The following is a 17,799-nucleotide window of genomic DNA, read 5'->3' as shown; positions in this document are numbered from 1 at the left end:
CAATGCACCCCGCCAGCCATGCCCGCGCGTTCCATGCGGCGGTACATCGTCGCGCGGCCGATGCCGAGCAGGCGGGCGGCGGCGGCGACATTGCCGTTCGAGCGGGCCAGGGCCTGCCGCAGCACGGCCCTCTCGCCATCCTCGAATCCGGCCGCCACGCCCTGTCCCAGCACGTCGGCGAGCGGGCGCGGGGTGAGCGCGGCGTCGGCGCCTAGGCCAAGCTGCTTCCTGGCCATGCGCGTCGCGCCGATGACGAGATCGTCGCGGTCGACCGCCAGCAGTGACGGGCCGCCACCGGCCCCTTCCCCCGCCAGCACGATGCGCGCCTGCGCGAAGCGGCGGCAGAAATAGTCGCGCTCAATCGAACGCGCCGCGTCCTGCACCAGCGCGGCGATCATCGCCGCCATGGCATCGCCATGTTCGGGCCGCGCGCTGGACACGTCGAGCGCAGCCACCAGGCGGCCATCGGGATCGAAGACCGGCGCGTCCAGACACGAGACGCCGATATTGCGGCTGGCGAAATGCTCGCCGCGCAGGATCGCCACCGGGCGCTGTTCGACAAGACAAGTGCCGATGCCGTTAGTGCCTTCCGCCGCCTCGCTCCAGACCGCCCCCTTGGCCAGCCCGACGGCATCGTAGAGCCCGGTTTCCGACACGCTCGTGCGGGCTTCCAGAACCACGCCGTCGACATTGGACAAGATCACGCAGGCCCCTGTCCGCCCGACCGAGCCGAACAGAGTGTCCAGCGCGGGCGCGGCCGCGGCGAGCAATTCGTCATTGGCATGGCGCAGCGCGGCGAGTTCGCCTTCGCTCAGCCGCTCGCTGCGCCGCGCGACGGAAGGATCGAGGCCATGACGCAAAGCCGAACGGCACCACGAAGCCGCAACGGCGGACACCGCCGCCGCATTGCCCGACTGCACCGTATCGAGAACCCTGTCGCTGTGACTGGACCTTTTGCCCGTCATCCGTCCGTCTCCTCACCGCCCGGCGCGTGCGTAAACGCGCCAAGCCTTTCGTTGTTTTATGGACCCGACCATGCCGCCGCCTTGATGCGGCACAAGCAACCGGGACTTTATCCGGCCGGCCGGTGTCCCGAAACTGAGACAATTACCTGCGCCCTGTTTAGCACGCCGTGCACCACGAAGCGACTCCGGCGCAGCACAGATTGGCATCCGGGCGCATCCAGCCATTGTCTCGGCGCGCGCCATGCCATACCGGCAGCGACGATGAGCCGGCTCGATTCCCCCCTTGCCGCCGCCCTGGCCCGGATTGACGGCGCCGGGCAGCGGCGGACCCTGCGCGCCAGCACCCTCGCGCCGGGCGGGCGGGTGCTGCGCGAAGGGCGCGAACACATCGATTTTTCCAGCAACGACTATCTCGGCCTTGCCCGCCATCCGCTACTGATCGAGCGGGCCTGCGCATGGACCGCCGCGCAAGGCACCGGCTCGGGCGCGTCGCGTCTGGTGACGGGCACCAGCGAGGCGCATCTGGCGCTCGAAGCGAAAATCGCCGCGTTCAAAGGCACCGAGGCGGCGCTGATCTTCGCCAGCGGCTGGCAGGCCAATGCCGCGGTGATCCCGGCGCTGCTCGCCGCCATGCCGGGCGCGATGGTGTTCACCGACCGGCTGATCCACGCCAGCATGCACGCCGGGATCGCCATGGCCGGGGTGCGCCAGCACCGTTTCCACCACAACGACTTAGACCACCTCGAAACGCTGCTGGCGAACAAAGGTGCTGGCGCCCCCATGCGCCTGATCCTGACCGAAAGCGTCTTCTCGATGGACGGCGACCGGGCCGACATGACCCGCCTTGCCGCCCTCGCCGGGAAATACGACGCCGCGCTGTTCGTGGACGAGGCGCACGCGACCGGCGTGCTCGGCCCGCAGGGGCGGGGGCTCAGCGCCACGGTGCCGGGGCAGATCGACCTCATCATGGGCACGTTCAGCAAGGCGCTGGGCGGGTTCGGGGCCTATATCGCCGGATCGCAAGTGTTGATCGACTATCTCGTCAATGCCGCGAGCGGCTTCGTCTTCACCACCGCGCCGCCGCCCGGCGTGCTGGGCGCGATCGACGCGGCGCTCGACCTCGTGCCCGGCATGGACGCCGAGCGCGCGCATCTGGCCGCGCTGGGCGACCGGCTGCGCACAGGCCTTGCCGCGCTGGGACTGGACCATGGCGCTTCGTCGACCCAGATCGTGCCCGCCATGATCGGCGCCGAGGCCGACGCCATGGCGCTTTCGGCCCGGCTGGAAGCGGCCGGTTTCCTGGCCTCCGCGATCCGTCCGCCCACGGTCCCGCCGGGCACCAGCCGCCTGCGCCTCGCCTTGCGCGCGGGCCACTGCGAAGCCGATATCGACGCGCTGCTCGCCGCGATCGGGGCGGCCTTGTGAAACTGCTCTTCGCGCACGGCTGGGGCTTCGACCGGCATTTCTGGGACCCGCTGATCGCGCTGCTGCCCGAATGGGAGACCGTGGCCGACGACCGGGGCTATTTCGGCGCAGCCTTCACTCCGGACGTCGCGGGGCCCTGCCTGGCCGTGACGCACAGCTTCGGTGCCATGCGCGTGCTCGCCGATCCGCCGCCGGACCTTGCCGGGCTGGTGGCGATCAATGGCTTCGAGCGTTTCACCGCCCTGCCCGGCAAGCCCGGCGTGGCGGTGCGCGTGGTCGACCGGATGCTGCGCCGCTTCGAAGCGGACCCGCGCGCCGTGCTGGCCGAGTTCCGCAAGACCTGCGGCGCCGGGGAGCCTGCCAGCGGGATCGATGTCGATTCCGAACCGCTCTATGCCGACCTGCTGCGCCTGCGCGATGCCCGTCCGCCGCTGCCGCGCGTGCCGGTGGTCGTGCTGCACGGCGGGCGCGATCCCCTGCTGCCCGCGGAGATGCGCGCCGCCACGTTCGCCGGGTGCGACGTGCACCGGCTCGATCACGAGACGGCCGGGCACCTCCTCCCGCTCGAAAACCCGCAGCTTTGCGCGCAAGCGGTGCGCGGGGCCGTGGCGGCGCTGCTATGACGGGAGGACAGCGCGCGCGCATCGCCCGGGCCTTTGCCGGAGCGCAGGACTATGACCGGCACGCCCGCGTCCAGCGCGAGGTTGCGCAGGCACTGGCCGCGCGGATCGCCGCGCTCGACCTGCCGGAAAACCCGCGCGTGCTGGAGATCGGCTGCGGCACCGGGTTCCTGACGCAGGCCCTCGCCGAAGCGGGCGTGGGCGGCGAATGGCTGGTAACGGATCTGGCCCCGGACATGCTCGAACGCTGCCGCGCACGGCTGGGCGGCAGTTCCCGCCACCGCTTCGCCGTGCTCGATGGCGAGCACGGCACGCCCGAAGGCGCACCCTTCGACCTCATCTGCTCCAGCCTTGCGCTGCAATGGTTCGAGGATGCGCCCGCCGCCCTTGCCCGCATGGCCGGGTGGCTAGCGCCGGGCGGGCATGGCCTCGTCACCACGCTCGGCCCCGGCAGCTTCGCCGAGTGGCGCGCCGCGCACGAGGCGCTCGGACTGGAGGCGGGCACGCCGTCCTTCGCCCCCGCAGCGGCTTTTGCAGGCCTCGACCCCGAAGCCCCGGCCGTCGAAAACCGCATCGAACACCACGCCAGCGCGCGCGCCTTCCTCCACGCGGTCAAGGCGATCGGCGCGGGCACGGCGCAGGCGGGGCACCGCCCGCTTTCCCCGCGCGCACTGCGCGGCGTGATGGACGTTTTCGAACGGAATGGCGGCAAAGTCACATACGAAGTCGTGACCTGCCACTTCCGCCGCGCTAGGTAACACCCATGTCTTCACACACCCTGATCGTTACCGGCACGGATACCGGCATCGGCAAGACCGTCTTCGCCGCCGCGCTCACCGCCGCACTGGGCGCCTGTTACTGGAAACCGGTGCAGGCGGGGATCGAGGAAGACGGTACCGATGCCGAACGCGTCGCCTGGATGGCCGAGCTGCCTTGCGAACGGGTCCTGCCCGAAAGCTACTCCCTCACCACGCCCTGCTCGCCGCACCTTGCCGCCGAGATCGACGGTGTCGTCATCGACCCGGCCCGCCTTGCCCTGCCGCAAGTCGAGGGCCCGCTGGTGGTCGAGGGCGCCGGCGGCGTGCTGGTGCCGATCAGCCGGAGCGAGACGTATGCCGATCAGTTTGCCCGCTGGGGCAAGCCGGTGGTGCTGGTCGCGCGCACCAGTCTCGGCACGATCAACCACACCCTGCTCTCGATCGAGGCGTTGCGCGCGCGCGGCGTGCCGCTGCTGGGCGTGGCCTTCGTCGGCGATCCGGTAGAAGACAGCGAAGCGACCATCTGCGCCATGGGGCATGTGAAACGCCTCGGCCGGCTGCCGCTGATGGAGCCGCTGTCCCCCAAGGCCCTGCGCACCGCCTTTGCCACGCACTTCAAGCTGGAAGACTTCACCGCATGACCTCGTCCGTGTGGCATCCCTTCACCCAGCACGGCCTGGGCGAGCCGGTCCCGCTGGTGGAGCGCGCCGAGGGCGCCCTGCTCCACACGGCGGAGGGGCAGGCGGTGATCGACGCGATCTCCTCGTGGTGGGTGACGACGCACGGGCATTGCCACCCCCGGATCATGGCCGCCATCGCGGATCAGGCGCACAAGCTCGACCAGATGATCTTCGCGGGCTGGACCCACCAGCCGGCCGAGGATCTGGCCGCAGGCCTGCGCGCGGTGATACCCGAAAGCCTGACGCGGGTGTTCTTCTCCGATTCCGGCTCCACCAGCGTCGAAGTCGCGCTGAAGATGGCGCTCGGCTACTGGCACGCACGCGGCGAAGCCCGCCACCGCGTGGTGGTGATGGAGCACAGCTACCACGGAGACACCATCGGCGCGATGTCGGTGGGCGCGCGCGGGGTGTTCAACCAGCCCTACGAGCCGCTGCTGTTCGACGTGGCGCGCATTCCCTTCCCGGCAGCAGGCGCGGAGCAAGCCACGCTCGACGCGCTGGAGGCCTTCTGCAAGGCGCCGGACACTGCCGCGCTGATCGTCGAGCCGCTGGTGCTCGGCGCGGGCGGGATGCTGGTCTATTCCGCCGAAACGCTCGCCGCCATGCACGCGATCTGCGCGGCGCACGGCGTGCTGTTCCTGGCCGACGAGGTCATGACCGGCTGGGGCCGCACCGGCACCCTGCTTGCCTGCGAACAGGCGGGCGTGGTGCCGGACATCCTGTGCCTCTCCAAGGGCCTGACCGGGGGCGCAGTGCCGCTGGCCGTCACCATGGCGAGCGAGCCCATTTTCGAGGCGCACTGGTCCACCGACCGCGCGAAGATGTTCTTCCACTCCTCCAGCTACACCGCCAACCCCATCGCCTGCGCGGCGGCCAACGCCAATCTCGCGATCTGGCGCGAGGAACCGGTGCGGGAACGCATTGCCGCGCTGGCGGGCAAGCAGGCCGAGTGGCTGGAGAAGCTCGGCCAGTTCTGCCACTTCGACAATGCGCGCACGCTGGGCACGATCGCCGCGCTGGACCTCAAGACGAGCGGCGAAGGCGGCTACCTCGACACCCTCGCCCCGCGCCTGATGGCCTTCTTCCGCGAGCGGGGCGTGCTGCTGCGCCCGCTCGGGAACACGGTCTATGTGATGCCGCCCTATTGCATTACCGACGAGCAGCTTGGCGAAGTGTGGAACGCGATCGGCGAGGCGGTGATTTCGTTTTGAAGTTTTGCGGGGCTGCTGCTTCGCTAGCCGCCTTATTGTCGTGTACTTAACTTGTCAGACTTAATTGCCTGTAAAGTCTTGCGCGATTAAAATTCTGCAACACCAAGCCCGATAGCAAGGATCCGAAATCACGCAGAGATTGATTGAGAGCCGTCGCCAGTCTCCTGTCCAGCCTGCGCTTCGCGTCGCTGAGCATTGAGATTATCAAGTGCTTGACGCCATTCGTCTTTCATAACGTAATGGCCTCCCATTCGGCGGGCTAGCCTATCGGCAGTTCTAGACACACCCGCGATAGCATCAAGAGTTCTTTGATCGCTGACGGTCATATGGCCTCCCTTTCATTGCCGCTTGCATTTCTGACTGAATCACATTCCTTTCGCCACCGCAATGCTGCGAGGGGAGGGAAAATGCCTGACGAGCCGAATCCGATTGTCTATCCGGAGCTGATTTTCGGCATTGCTGGCCCCATTGGCATTGATATCGACGCGATTTCAAACACGCTCACCGAAGCGCTTCAAGCTGTGGATTATTCCACGGTTCCAATTCGCATAACAGACGAGATCAAAGGTGAGCCAACGGAGGTCGCCCAAACTTCAACTTCAGATTATGAAGCTACGATGGCCTACAAAATGGACCATGCGAGCGCTGTATGCCGTCGTTACAACGCAGCCGACACATTGATGCGCTTCGCCATTCGAGCGATCAGGCAATCTCGCGCCTCGTGCTCGACTTATAACAACCTAGAATCGCAGGAAGACCTACACGATACAACTCCGCCTGAAGAAGCGGTGTCGGCGAGAACCGCCTACGTGATAAGACAACTCAAGCGGCCGGAAGAGGTGGAACTTCTACGTCGGGTGTATGGCCGTCAGTTCATTTTGATCTCTGCGTATGGTTCCGCAGAAAGCAGGAAGCGGATTATCGAGCAAAAGTTGAAGCGCTCATTACATCTTGATGTGCCTGACCATGAGATCAGCGCCCGGGCAGACAAACTTATGCATCGAGACATGAATGAGGATGGCGACGTCCATGGCCAGCACCTTCGAGAGACCTTCCACCGGGCAGACGTTTTCATTGATGGTATTCACAAAGAGGAAATGAAGGCGAAGACTGTACGATTCGTCGATGCCCTGTTCGGTAAGACGGAAATCGCTCCTACCAAGGCAGAGTACGGCATGTATGCCGCCAAATCGGCGGCCCTTCGATCAAGCGACCTTTCCCGGCAAGTCGGCGCCGCTATTTTTTCAGCGGAAGGGGAGATCATTACCCAAGGATGCAACGAAGTCCCAAAGGCGTTTGGTGGCACTTACTGGGACGGTGAAGACCCAGACTTCCGCGACATTAAAATTGGCCACGATCCCAATGATCTTTTGAAGCGTGAGGTGATCCGCGATCTCATGGAGAGGCTGCAGCGAGGAGGCATGTTGTCGGAAGCCGCGCAACAAATCGGTAACTCAGCCCAGATCGTCGATAGACTGACGCAAAAGCCCTCTTCGACCCCCGCCGTAGGCGAAGGTGCACTTTACGGAGCTGCTGTTACAGACCTGACAGAATATGGACGAGTGGTCCACGCCGAAATGTGCGCAATCTGTGATGCTGCTCGGTTGGGTCGTTCGCTCAAAGGAGCTACTCTCTTCTGCACCACTTTTCCCTGCCACAATTGTACGAAACACGTTCTCGCAGCGGGCATCTCTAAGGTGGTGTTCATGGAACCCTACCCTAAAAGCAAGGCGAAGGAACTCCACGAAAACGAGATTGAGATCGAGCAAGAGAGCGAAACCCACGTTTCGTTCATGCCTTTCTTGGGAATCTCTCCTTATCGGTATAGGGACATTTTCCAGAAAGGTCGACGTAAGAAGAAAAACGGCGACGCTGTTGAATGGTATGAGGGTCATCCGAGGCCGATGATTGACTCTCCGATTCCTACCTATGTTGATTCTGAAGCTTGGGAGATCAGCCAACTCGCAGGGGATTTTGAAGGTCCTGTTGCCGACGCAGTGGATACAGGCACAGCGACCGACCCACCTCGAAATACAAACCAAGGAAAAAAATGGTGGCAATTTAGGCAAAAAAACTGAACGAACCAGCTTTATAATATAAAATTATTGTAAACTTTGGTGATTTGCTTCTACATCGATCAGTTATATTGGTTACGAGATCGAGAATTGTTCGATTTTGTTTTGAGCAGTAAGTTGTGCAACAGGATGCCGCGCAGATCGCCAATCACGTCATCTGCGGAACGGTTCGCGCCTCGGCCCAAACTCACCGAAACTTTCCTACACACCCCAACCCTGACACACTGCGCGCGGCATCTGCTTGCCCTGCTCCTTGAACCGTTCATCCCTCCCGCCAAATCCGCAGCCTTGCGGCGTGAAGTTCCGCGGCCTGCACGCTTCTGGAAAACAACGATTTTCTGAAACTCTTACCGCACCCTAAGTGGGCGAAGTTTGAAAAATTAGCGCCCCGCACCGCGCCATTCGCCGCCCGGCGAACCGTCCAGCTGCCCTCAACCCACATCTTATCGGTGAAATCGCACAATCCATCGCCGACTGATCGGCGTATTCGATCAAGCCAATCGATTCATCGCGCTACAAATCGTCACGCGGTGCGCCTATCTCCCTCTCGTCAGTTCAACACCCAATCGAGGGAGCATACGACAATGGGTATCATCGGCAGCACCATCAAGCCGTTCAAGAACACCGCCTTCCAGGCCGGCAAGGACTTCTACGACGTCACCGAAGCCGACATCGCCGGCAAGTGGGCCGTCTTCTTCTTCTACCCGGCCGACTTCACCTTCGTCTGCCCCACCGAACTCGAAGACCTCGCCGACCAGTACGAAACCCTGCAGGGCCTGGGCGTCGAAGTGTTCGGCGTTTCGACCGACACCCACTTCTGCCACAAGGCCTGGCACGACACCTCGGACAAGATCTCGAAGTGCCAGTACGCGTTCCTGGGCGACCAGAACCACGACCTGTCGAACAACTTCGGCGTGCTGCGCGAAGGCGTCGGCCTCGCTGACCGCGCGACTTTCGTGATCGATCCGGACGGCGTGATCCAGGTCATGGAAATCACCCCCGAGGGCGTGGGCCGCAACGCTGCCGAACTCGTCCGCAAGATCAAGGCCGCCAAGTACTGGCGCGAACACCCCGGCCAGGTCTGCCCGGCCAAGTGGGAAGAAGGCGCCGAAACGCTGGCTCCCTCGCTCGACCTCGTCGGCAAGCTCTAAGACCGCGCAGCGGCACCCACGGGTCGCGCGCGAAGGTGCGCGGCCCGGGGCCTCCCTCCCCTGGAGCCGCGCCCCGGGCCGCCCCCTTTCATCACACGCATAGTCTCAAGGACCCTCTCCCATGCTCGACGCCAATCTGAAGCAGCAGCTCTCGCAGTACCTCGGCATGTTGCGCGAGCCGATCGAGCTCGTCGCCTCGCTTGGCGATGATGCGAAATCGGCGCAAACCCGCGAACTGCTGGAAACGATCAGCGGCCTGTCCGACAAGGTCAGCGCCCGGTTCGACGGCGACAATGCCCGCAAGCCCAGTTTCACGATCGCCGCGAAGGCCCGGCCCGAAGCCGAAGTGCGCTTTGCCGGCGTGCCGCTGGGCCACGAATTCACCTCGCTGGTGCTCGCCCTGCTCTGGGCCGGCGGCCACCCGCCCAAGGTCTCCGACGAGGCGCTGGAACAGATTGCCGCGCTTGCCAATGGTGCCGGGGACGAGATGAACTTCGAAATGTTCTTCTCGCTGTCCTGCCACAACTGCCCCGACGTGGTGCAGGCGCTGACGCTGATCGCGCTCAAGAACCCCAAGGCCAAGGTCACGCTGATCGAAGGCGGCACCTATCAGGCCGAAGTCGAGGAACGCGGCGTCATGGCCGTGCCCGCCACGTTCCTGAACGGCGCAATGTGGGCTTCGGGCAAGATCAGCCTCGAAGAGATCCTCGCCAAGCTCGACACCGGCGCGGCGGCCAAGGCCGCCGCGAAGCTGGCCGAAAAGAAGCCGTTCGAAGTGCTCGTGATCGGCGGCGGCCCCGCCGGCGCCTCGGCCGCGATCTACACCGCGCGCAAGGGCTTCAGCACCGGCATCGCGGCTGAACGCTTCGGCGGGCAGGTGCAGGACACCATGGGCATCGAAAACTTCATCTCGGTCCCCTATACCGAAGGCCCCAAGCTGGCGGCCGCGCTGGAAACCCACGTCAAGGAATACGAGATCGACGTGATGAACCTGCTGCGCGCCGAAAAGCTGATCCCGGCCACCGAGCTGGGCGGCTATCACGAGGTGGTGTTCGAGAACGGCGCCTCATTGAAGGCCCGCAGCCTCGTCCTCTCGACCGGTGCGCGCTGGCGCAATCTGGGCGTGCCGGGTGAGAGCGAGTACCAGACCAAGGGCGTTGCCTATTGCCCGCACTGCGACGGTCCGCTGTTCAAGGGCAAGCGCGTCGCGGTGATCGGCGGCGGCAACTCGGGCGTCGAAGCAGCGATCGATCTGGCCAATATCGTTGGCCACGTGACGCTGATCGAGTTCGACGCGAAGCTGCGTGCCGACCAGGTTCTGGTCGACAAGCTGCGCTCGATGGCGAATGTCGACATCATCGTCTCGGCCCAGACCACCGAAGTCACCGGCGACGGCGAGAAGGTGAACGGGTTGTCCTACAAGGACCGCGAGAGCGGCGCGGAAAAGCACGTCGAACTGGAAGGCGTGTTCGTCCAGATCGGTCTGGTGCCCAACACCGAGTGGCTCAAGGACAGCGGCGTGGAACTCAGCCCGCGCGGCGAGATCGTGATCGACGCCAAGGGCGCGACCAACCTGCCCGGCGTGTTTGCGGCAGGCGACGCGACCACGGTGCCCTACAAGCAGATCATCATCTCGATGGGCGAAGGCGCCAAGGCGGCACTGTCGGCCTTCGATTACCTGATCCGCAACGAGGCCCCGGCCGAAGTTACCGAATTCGGCTGATCCCGGGCTTCCCATTGCAGAAATCCGATGCGGGCGGGGCCGGAAGGTGCCCGCCCGTTTTCCTGTGCTCCATCCGGCCGGAGCCGGCATTTTCGCGTCTTCGTGCATCACTGGAACCCATTTCCCTTGCGGGAAAAAAGTCCCACCCTTCCCACGGGTTGAAAATTTGAGGAATATGATATATATAGAACCACATGAATAATAATATATCGGAATTCCATCGCTTCGCTTATAGAGAAGACAACTTCTACGAACTTCGCGAATATTGTGAAGAAAAAGGGATATGGATTTGCCAGTCCCTGCGCAGATCAGGCCCCATGACTTTCGCCCTTGCAAGAAACGGCGATGTCGCTTCGGACCTGAACGCCCGCTTCGGCTAAGTCCGCCTCCCCACTGACGCCTTTCGCGCTACTGCTTAACCCGGGCGGGCCGGAGCCCGCAATTCCGGCACTACGGCCGCTTGTCCGGCGCATCGGCTTGGCGGGAACGCCATGCGTCCCATCCCGATGCGCTCGACACTCTTGTTGCACTGCGGCATAAGGCGGCCATGAACTTCTTCCAGCAGTACGAACATACGATCAACTGGATCGTCAGCCTGTGCCCCCAGCCCGACAAGTTCGCGCATACTTACGCGGGCCTGCTGATCTGGCTTTTCGCCGGGCTGACGCTGCGCAGGCCGCTCTATTCGCTCTGGACACTGGTGCCCGTGATCGTGCTGGAACTCGCCAACGAAATGGTCGACCGGGTCACGCATGGTTCCTGGCGCTGGCACGATACCTTGCGCGACATGGCCGCAACCTGGTTCTGGCCTTGCGTCCTGCTGATCTGCCTGCGGCTGTTTCCCGTGCTCACCGGCCGCCGCCCGCAGCAGCAGGACAGCCTAACGTCGTTTACGCAGCACGAGGTAGAGAGCCCCCTGGCCACCATGGCGCCGGTGCGCGCCCCTGATGGCCACGATGTCCGAGGCGTGCTCGCTGGCGGCGAGCCAGTCTGAAATCTTGGCACGGATGGCGCCGCGCCGCTCGCTGCGGTCCATGGCGTCGCCGGCACGCGGCTTCCCCGTCACCACCAGCACCACCCGGGCCCCCAGTGCCCTGGCCTGCATCAACCCGTGCATCAGGCGGCTATAGGCCTGGTCGAGATTCGATCCGTGCAGGTCCAGGCTGAAATCCGGCACCAGCGCGCCTTTGGCGATCCGCTTTTCCCACGAACCGTCGAGATGGAGCTGCGCTTCGCCTTTCGCCTTGGGCGGCAATGGCGGAGGCACCAGCGGCGGCGGCACCCGTCCCTTGACCTTCTTCTTGGCCACCGGAGGGACCGGGTCGCCCGCAGGCTCCGCCGCCATGGCTTTCGGTTGCACGCGGGATTCGGGACGCGACGGGTGAAGCGGAGCGACCGTCCGCGCGACTTGCGCCCAGACTTCCGCTTCCTCTTTCGTCAGCCTGCGGCCCGGCCGCCTCATTGCACGCCCAGCCGGGCCAGCGTCCCTTTCGGCAGCAGCAGCAGCGCCTTGCCATGGGCGCTCATTCCGCCCGCCGTCGTGCGCGCGGCCTCACCGGCGCCCCAGAACGTATCGAAGCGGTTGGCGCCCTTGATGGCCCCGCCGATATCCTGCGCGATCCACAACCCGCTGGCCTCGCTGCGATCGAGACCGAGCCAGACCGGCGCGCCAAGCGGCACGAAGCGCGGATCGGTAGCAACCGAACTGCGCGGTCGCACCGGCACGTTCAGCGACCCCAGGGGCCCGTCCCCGGTCAGCTCCTTGAAGAACACGTAGGACTTGTTTTCATCCATCAGCGCCCGGCCTTCGGCCGGATGCTCGCGGATATACTGCATGATGCCCTGCATCGAGCCGGGATATTGCCCCGGCCCATCGCCGATCAGCCCGCGCTGGCGCATGACCGCGCCGATACCGGTATAGGGCAATCCGTTCTGGCCGGCATAGCCGATCCGCATGACCGTGCCGTCCGGCGCGCGCAGGCGGCCCGATCCCTGCACCTGCAGGAAGAACAGCTCGACCGGATCGGCAGCCCAGGCAATCTCCAGCCCGCGCCCCATCAGCGCGCCTTGCTCGATCGCGGCGCGATCGTAATACGAGGTGAAAGTGCCGTCCGGGCCATACCGGCCGAGCGGCATTTTGCCATTGCTCAAGGGCGCGGCATCGCCCGGCTTCGCCCGCACCAGATCGGGCGGCAGGCCATAGACCGGCACGTCGAACCCGGGCAGCCGCGTGCGCGACCCGGCGATTTCCGGTTCGTAATAGCCGGTGGCAAAGGCCTTGCCGTCACCGACCTGCGCCGTCTCGAAATAGCTGAGGAAGAACAGGACCGCAGAACCGGTCCCCCAGTTCGCCGCCGCCGTGCAGGCCTGCCGCCAGTCGTCCGGACGGGTAAGGTCACTGCCATCGCTGCGCGACATCAGGCGCGGGCAACTCTCGCGGAACGAGGCCAGCGCGGCCGCGGCATCGGGCTCGTTCAAGGCCAGATCCGCTACGGACGGTCCGGCCCGGACACCAAGCGCCACGGCGGTTTCCGGTGGCGGCAATCCCGGCTGCGGCACGCGGGGAACGACACTGGCGCAGGATGCCAGCAGGGCCAGAAGCGAAAGTGCGCCAGACCGCCGAATCAGCCTGCCCTTGCGCCGCGCCGCCAGCACGCTCCCTCCCCGCAAATTCTATCTCCCGTGGAGCAGTGTCTGCCGACGGTAGGGCTCAGCCCTGATCGGTTTCGTCGAGCAGCCAGTCGGGATCGGGCGAATTGAGCGCGCGGGTGAAGGTCCAGACATCGACGGCCTCGATCGCATCGTCGAGCGAACCGGCAATCACTTCGCCATCGGCATTGCGGGTAACGGCGGCAATGTCGGCCCGGAAGCGCAGGGTAATCCGGGCGGAACCGTTCTCCACGCCAGCGGACACCACCGAGCATTCCTCGATCCGCACCAGCCGGTTGTCCAGCGTCTCACCCGCTTCGATGCGCGCATCGATCGCGCCGGCGAAGCTGGAATAGACATCTTCGTCGCACAAATGCCGCAGTTCGGCCTTGTCGCCCTTCCAGAACGCCTCGAGAATCATGCGATAGGCACCGCGCGCGCCTTCGAGGAAGGCAAAAGCGTCAAAGCGGCGGTCGGCATTGGCGATTTCGGCAAGCCCGCGCTCGGCCGTCGGCGGGGCCAGCGGCATTTCGCGCAGGCGCTGCGCCTGCTCGCCGCGGCTGTCTGTCTTGGCGTCTGCCTTGGGCTGGACAGGGACACGCGGGCCACCCGGACGGTCCTGACGGCCTTCGAAGCGCCCCTGGATCGGCTCTTCCTCATGCTCGGCACGACGCCCCAGCACAGAGTACAGCCGCAGCCCCAGGAATGCTGCAATCATGGCCAGGATCACGATTTCCGGTGTCACGTCCCTTTTTATCCCTTTCGTCTGCATACACAGGCACTCGGATGAAGAGTCGTGCTGCAGCATTTCACATAGCCTGAGATAGGTACAGTTTACAAATGAACAACGCGTGAGCACCCGGATCGGGGCATTTTTTCCGCGATTTTTCGGCAATGTTCTGCCTGGAAGCCCCTGCAAAGAGAGCCCCCCTGACTCATATTTTCCCCCAGCAGGTGTTCCACGCGGCCGCAAAATGCTCTAGGCGCGCCCGCTGACACAGATTTCTTTGCGGGAAAGCATACCAATGGCCGACGAAGGCAACGTCATCTCCGATCTCAACCTGGGCAATGGCGCCGACACCGAACCGGCAGCAGGCATCGTCACCCAGTACGTCAAGGACCTCTCGGTCGAGAACCCCAACGCGCCGCAGAGCCTTTCCTGGCAGGAACAGCCCCAGATCGACGTGCAGTTCAACATCGGCGCGCGCGCGATCGAAGGCGAAATGCACGAAGTCGAGCTGAAGATCACCTGCTCCTCGAAGTCCGAATCGGGCACCGCGTTCGTCGTCGACCTGAGCTATTGCGCGCTGGTCGGAATGCGCAATCTGGACGAAGGGCAGAGCCACGCGTTCCTTTTCGCCGAAGCGCCGCGCATCCTGTTCCCCTTCGCCCGCCGCGTCATTGCCGACGCCGTGCGCGATGCCGGCTTCTCGCCGCTGATGCTCGAACCGATCGACTTCAACGGCCTCTACGTGCAGCAGCTCCAGGCGCAGGCCCAGCAGCAGGCCGATGCCGAGCAGGGCGAACCCGTCGGCCACGCCTGACCGTCCGCTGACACCCCAGCAGCACCGGCCATGAAGGGCCCCCAGCGATGAGCCTGGTTCGCAACGTCGGCACGATCGGCGGGCTGACCGCGCTCAGCCGCGTGTTCGGTTTCGTGCGCGACATGCTGGTCGCGCGCGTTCTGGGGGCGGGAATGGCGGCGGACGCCTTCCAGCTCGCCTTCGTGCTGCCCAACACGTTCCGGCGGCTCTTCGCCGAAGGCGCGTTTTCCGTGGCCTTCGTGCCGATGTACACGCGCACGCTGGCAGGCGAGGGCGGCGAGGACGCCGCCGACAAGTTCGCCAGCGACGTGCTCGCTGTGTTCATCTGGGTCCTGCTGGGCTTTTCGGCGCTGGCCATGCTGGCGATGCCCGCCATCGTCTGGCTTCTGGCCAGCGAGTACCAGTCGGTTCCCGGCAAGTTCGAGCTGGCCGTCACGCTCTCTCGGATCACCTTTCCCTATCTTGGCCTCGTCAGCCTCGTCGCGATGCTTTCCGGGCTGCTCAACGCCCATTCGAAGTTCGCGCCGGGGGCTTTCGTGCCCGTGCTGCTCAACGTGGTGCTGATCGCCGGTATCGTGACCGGCTACTTCATGCGCGAAGCGGGCGGGACCGACGAGACAGTGGCCTATGTCCAGGCCATCGCGGTGGCTGCCGCGGGTCTGGCCCAGCTGCTCTACATGGCCTGGGCGACGCGCAAGGCGGGCGTGCGCCTGAAGATCACCGCGCCGCATTTCACGCCCGATGTGAAACGGCTCGCCATGCTGATCCTGCCCGCCACGTTCGGCGCGGGCGTCTATCAGATCAGCCAGTTCGTCGACACTTTCTTCGCCACCTCGCTGGCGCAAGGCTCGCTGACTCTGCTGAAGTATGCCGACCGGCTGAACCAGATGCCGCTCGGGATCGTCGGCATTGCCCTGGGCACGGCGATCCTGCCGATGCTCGCGCGCCATATCCAGGGCGGCGACATGCGCGAGGCGCAGCGCCTGCAGGCCAATGCCGTGGAAATGGCGACGCTGCTCACCCTGCCCGCCGCCGCCGCGCTGGCGATCTGTGCGCCTGCCTTCGTCACGGCCTTCTTCGTCGGCGGCAAGATGACGCAGGCGAACGGCGCGATCATGGCGGACATCGTCATCGCTCTGGTGGCCGGCCTGCCCAGCTACGTGCTGGTCAAGGTCTTCCAGCCCGCCTTCTTCAGCCGCGAGGATACGCGCACGCCGGTGTGGATCTCCGCCGGAGCGCTGATCGTGAACATCGGCATCAACATCGTGGTCGTGCCCCGCTTCGGCATTGTCGGCCTGGCCGCGGCGACTGCGTTCACCTCCACGCTCAATGTGCTGACGCTCTACACCGTCCTGCAGATTCGGGGGTGGTTCCACTTCACCGGCAAGCTGGCCGGGCGGATCGGCCGGCAATTGATCGCCACGGTTGCCATGAGCGTGGTGCTGCTGCTCCTGATGCCGCTGATGGCGGATCGCTATAGCGGCAACGTGATCGAAAAGATCTGGTCGCTGGGCGTCCTGTGCGGGGCCGGCATGGTCGTGTTCTTCGGCATCGCCTACGTGACCGGCGCGCTCGACAAGGACCTGCTCGCGCAGCTGCGCCGCCGCCGTCCGAAGCAGGCCTCGTAAGGCTTCCAAAAGCCCCGATCTGTGCTAAGGGCACGGCCCATGCAGGCTTTCTTGCCCCTCAGGAATCATGGCCGTTGTCCCGGCCGGGCGGCTTGGCGATGGCGCGGCGCCGCTCGCTGACTGATCCCTTTCGCCGTTCGCTCTGACCGGACGGTTCCTGTGTCATTTTCCTACGTTTCATGAAGGACGCACCCATGCGTATCGTTTCCGGCATTCAGCCCACCGGCAACCTGCATCTCGGCAATTACCTCGGCGCCATCCGCAACTGGGTCGCCATGCAGGAAGACGCCGCCGCCACCGGCGGGCAGTGCCTCTATTTCCTCGCTGACCTCCACGCGATCTCGATGCCGCACGTTCCCGCAGATCTCGCCGCGAACACCCGCGAGATGGTTGCCGCACTGGTCGCCTGCGGCATCGATCCCGACCGCTCGGTGCTGTTCAACCAGGCCCAGGTTCCCCAGCATTCCGAAATGCAATGGCTGCTCAACGGCACTGCCCGCATGGGCTGGCTGAACCGCATGACGCAGTGGAAGGACAAGGCCGGCAAGAACCGCGAGGGCCAGTCGGTCGCGCTGTTCACCTACCCCGTTCTGCAGGCCGCCGACGTGCTGATCTATCAGGCCACTCACGTGCCGGTGGGCGAGGACCAGAAGCAGCATCTCGAACTCGCCCGCGACATCGCGCAGAAGTTCAACAACGACTTCTGCCCTGAAGACGCGCCGCTGTTCACCCTGCCCGATCCGTTCATCCCGCCCGAGGCGGCCCGCATCATGAGCCTGCGCGACGGTTCGTCGAAGATGAGCAAGTCCGATCCCTCGGACATGAGCCGCATCAACATGACCGACGATGCCGACACGATCATGCAGAAGATCAAGAAGGCCAAGACCGACCCCGAACCGCTTCCAGGCGACAAGGCCGGGCTGGAAGGGCGCCCCGAAGCGGCCAACCTCGTGGGCATCTACGCCGTGATGGCAGGCGTGAGCGTCGACAACGTGCTGGCGCAGTTCGGCGGCGAAGGCTTCGGCAAGTTCAAGCCGGCGCTGGGCGAACTGCTGGTCGAGAAGCTCGCGCCGATCAATACGCGCTTCCTCGAACTGCGCGAGGACCGCGAGGCGCTCGACGCGATCCTGCGCAAGGGCGCGGAAAAGGCGCGGGCGCTGGCAATCCCGACGCTGGAGAAAACCTACGACGCACTGGGGCTGGTGCGGGGCTGACGCACGCGCAGGTCCCGCCCCTGGAATCCGATCCGCTCGTCCTGAGCCTGTCGAAGGACGCTGGCATACGCTGGCTCCAACACCCTTCGACAAGCTCAGGGTGAGCGGTTTTATGTAGGCGCTGCCATGATTCGGAGGCCCCTTCCGGCCGGCTAG

17 protein-coding genes are annotated in these 17,799 nt (G+C 64.9%); 13 read left to right on the top strand and 4 right to left on the bottom strand.

Annotation, left to right across the window (positions count from 1 at the left end; all coding sequences use genetic code 11):
* Nucleotides 1-965 (bottom strand): helix-turn-helix domain-containing protein (locus tag NN5_RS20835; protein WP_067737790.1); only part of this gene is annotated, 965 nt, incomplete at its 3' end.
* A gap of 261 nt (nt 966-1,226) precedes the next feature.
* Here NN5_RS20835 and NN5_RS20830 point away from each other — a divergent pair.
* From NN5_RS20830 to NN5_RS26025, 10 genes are all read left to right on the top strand, one after another.
* Nucleotides 1,227-2,390, top strand: coding sequence for an aminotransferase class I/II-fold pyridoxal phosphate-dependent enzyme (locus tag NN5_RS20830; protein WP_067737787.1), 1,164 nt, complete (start codon nt 1,227-1,229; stop codon nt 2,388-2,390).
* A complete protein-coding gene (locus tag NN5_RS20825) occupies nt 2,387-3,013 on the top strand; it encodes an alpha/beta fold hydrolase (protein WP_067737784.1) in 627 nt (208 codons plus the stop codon). The genes NN5_RS20830 and NN5_RS20825 overlap by 4 nt, the downstream gene beginning before the upstream one ends.
* Nucleotides 3,010-3,768: a methyltransferase gene (locus tag NN5_RS20820; protein WP_067737782.1), complete on the top strand. Its 759-nt coding sequence runs from the start codon at nt 3,010-3,012 to the stop codon at nt 3,766-3,768. The genes NN5_RS20825 and NN5_RS20820 overlap by 4 nt, the downstream gene beginning before the upstream one ends.
* Before the next feature lie 5 nt (nt 3,769-3,773).
* Nucleotides 3,774-4,409, top strand: coding sequence for a dethiobiotin synthase (gene bioD / locus NN5_RS20815; RefSeq protein ID WP_067737781.1), 636 nt, complete (start codon nt 3,774-3,776; stop codon nt 4,407-4,409).
* On the top strand, nt 4,406-5,659 hold the full coding sequence (locus NN5_RS20810; RefSeq protein WP_067737779.1) for an adenosylmethionine--8-amino-7-oxononanoate transaminase: 1,254 nt from the start codon (nt 4,406-4,408) through the stop codon (nt 5,657-5,659). Before bioD ends, NN5_RS20810 begins: the two co-directional genes overlap by 4 nt.
* Before the next feature lie 407 nt (nt 5,660-6,066).
* A complete protein-coding gene (locus tag NN5_RS20805; RefSeq protein WP_245656642.1) occupies nt 6,067-7,737 on the top strand; it encodes an anti-phage dCTP deaminase in 1,671 nt (556 codons plus the stop codon).
* 581 nt (nt 7,738-8,318) lie between these two features.
* Entirely contained in the window at nt 8,319-8,885 is a 567-nt protein-coding gene (ahpC, locus tag NN5_RS20800; RefSeq protein WP_067737777.1) for an alkyl hydroperoxide reductase subunit C, read from the top strand.
* Between the two features lie 121 nt (nt 8,886-9,006).
* Nucleotides 9,007-10,608: an alkyl hydroperoxide reductase subunit F gene (gene ahpF, locus NN5_RS20795; protein ID WP_067737774.1), complete on the top strand. Its 1,602-nt coding sequence runs from the start codon at nt 9,007-9,009 to the stop codon at nt 10,606-10,608.
* A gap of 194 nt (nt 10,609-10,802) precedes the next feature.
* Nucleotides 10,803-10,988 (top strand): hypothetical protein, encoded by a 186-nt coding sequence (locus NN5_RS26415; protein WP_169801027.1) that lies wholly within the window; start codon nt 10,803-10,805, stop codon nt 10,986-10,988.
* Nucleotides 10,989-11,155: 167 nt separating this feature from the next.
* Nucleotides 11,156-11,602, top strand: coding sequence for a hypothetical protein (locus NN5_RS26025; RefSeq protein WP_157081239.1), 447 nt, complete (start codon nt 11,156-11,158; stop codon nt 11,600-11,602).
* Here the strand turns inward: NN5_RS26025 and NN5_RS25355 are convergent.
* The 3 genes from NN5_RS25355 to NN5_RS20780 are packed head-to-tail and all read right to left on the bottom strand — an operon-like array spanning nt 11,489 to nt 14,002.
* Nucleotides 11,489-12,070 carry a Smr/MutS family protein gene (locus NN5_RS25355; protein ID WP_084385076.1) on the bottom strand — a complete coding sequence of 194 codons (582 nt, stop codon included), beginning with the start codon at nt 12,068-12,070 and terminating at the stop codon, nt 11,489-11,491. The genes NN5_RS26025 and NN5_RS25355 overlap by 114 nt on opposite strands.
* Nucleotides 12,067-13,278 carry a murein transglycosylase A gene (gene mltA / locus NN5_RS20785; protein ID WP_245656641.1) on the bottom strand — a complete coding sequence of 404 codons (1,212 nt, stop codon included), beginning with the start codon at nt 13,276-13,278 and terminating at the stop codon, nt 12,067-12,069. Before mltA ends, NN5_RS25355 begins: the two co-directional genes overlap by 4 nt.
* 40 nt (nt 13,279-13,318) lie before the next feature.
* Nucleotides 13,319-14,002, bottom strand: coding sequence for a Tim44/TimA family putative adaptor protein (locus NN5_RS20780; protein ID WP_067737768.1), 684 nt, complete (start codon nt 14,000-14,002; stop codon nt 13,319-13,321).
* 280 nt (nt 14,003-14,282) lie between these two features.
* Between NN5_RS20780 and secB the strand changes: the two genes are divergently transcribed.
* From secB to trpS, 3 genes are all read left to right on the top strand, one after another.
* Nucleotides 14,283-14,801 (top strand): protein-export chaperone SecB, encoded by a 519-nt coding sequence (gene secB, locus NN5_RS20775; protein WP_067737765.1) that lies wholly within the window; start codon nt 14,283-14,285, stop codon nt 14,799-14,801.
* A 47-nt stretch (nt 14,802-14,848) separates the two neighbouring features.
* The gene (gene murJ / locus NN5_RS20770) at nt 14,849-16,429 is read left to right on the top strand and encodes a murein biosynthesis integral membrane protein MurJ (RefSeq protein WP_067737764.1); all 1,581 of its coding nucleotides are present in this window, start codon (nt 14,849-14,851) and stop codon (nt 16,427-16,429) included.
* Nucleotides 16,430-16,623: 194 nt separating this feature from the next.
* Nucleotides 16,624-17,643: a tryptophan--tRNA ligase gene (gene trpS / locus NN5_RS20765; RefSeq protein ID WP_067737763.1), complete on the top strand. Its 1,020-nt coding sequence runs from the start codon at nt 16,624-16,626 to the stop codon at nt 17,641-17,643.
* Nucleotides 17,644-17,799 lie beyond the last annotated feature (156 nt).

It is taken from the genome of Novosphingobium naphthalenivorans NBRC 102051, from assembly GCF_001590985.1.
Lineage (GTDB): Bacteria > Pseudomonadota > Alphaproteobacteria > Sphingomonadales > Sphingomonadaceae > Novosphingobium > Novosphingobium naphthalenivorans.
This window is presented reverse-complemented; position numbering and strand designations above follow the sequence as displayed.